Source organism: Roseibium sp. RKSG952 (assembly GCF_009711355.1).
On record NZ_SMMF01000465.1, the window covers coordinates 1 to 1160 of the forward strand.

Annotated in this window: 1 protein-coding gene; it reads left to right on the forward strand. The window is 58.9% G+C overall.

The window, feature by feature from the left end; translation table 11 throughout:
- Window positions 1-267: 267 nt before the first annotated feature.
- On the forward strand, window positions 268-1160 hold an 893-nt coding region (locus tag E1297_RS01590), incomplete at its 3' end, for an IS110 family transposase (protein ID WP_155133049.1).

The window sequence follows — 1160 nt, forward strand, 5'->3', positions numbered from 1 at the left end:
ATTGTTATCGGGCATATTGCTTTCGACGCTCCGTATCCGTTCTTTTCTTTTTGGGCTGTCTGCCTAAGCTTGAAATGTCGGGACAGGGGCGTTGGAGTGCGAAGAAGCGGGTAGGCCGTCTAGACAATGAGCTGCGAGCTCGCGTTGTTATCTGGCCGCCCCCTGCGACGATCCCGTCTGCGCTGAGAGCGCGTATCCGTAGATGTCGTACGATCCCGTGCACTCCCATTTGCTCACACATTGGAGGTTCACATGCGATCTATCGGCATGGATGTACACAGGAGCTTCGCGCAGGTGGCGATCTTCGAGAATGGTCAGGTGGCAGAAACGCTTCGGGTGGAGATGGAGTATGAGGCTGTTTTGGCTTTCGCTCGAAACTTGCGCAAGACGGACGAGGTTGTGCTGGAAGCTACCGGCAACACAGCGGCGATCGTGCGGCTCCTCTCACCTTTCGTTGCCCGCGTTGTCATTGCCAATCCGATGCAGGTGAAAGCCATTGCACATGCCCGGGTCAAGACTGACAAGGTGGATGCCAGAATTCTTGCCCAGCTTCATGCCGCCGGTTTCTTGCCGGAAGTCTGGGCGGCGGACGACGCAACCCTGAACCTGAGGCGGCTTGTGTGCGAGCGCGCGGCCACCGTGAGGACCATCCGGCGTCTGAAAAGCCGGGTTCAGGCAGTGCTTCATGCCAATCTGATCCCGAAATATGCCGGGCATCTGTTTGGAAACGGTGGCCGTAAATGGTTGTCGAGAGTTCCGCTCCCAAAGACCGAGCGCGATCTGCTGCGCCGGCACCTGGATGAGTTGGACTGGATGAACAAGAAGCTGGAGAAGCTGGAAACGGCCCTGATCCGGATCTCGCTTGATGACCCGAGGGCGCGAAAGCTCATGACGGTTGCCGGCATCAGCTCTGTGATTGCCACGGCTGTGCTGGCCGCGATCGGCGATATCAGCCGGTTTCTGACGCCGGAAAGTCTGGCCAGCTATTTTGGCCTGACCCCACGCGTTCGCCAATCTGGCAACCACCGCCCGATCCACGGACGGATCTCAAAGCAAGGCAACATGACAGCCCGCACGATGCTGGTCGAAGCCGCTTGGGGCGCAGCATCGGCTCCCGGCCCGCTGCGAGCGTTCTTTTTGCGCATCAAGGACCGGAAAGG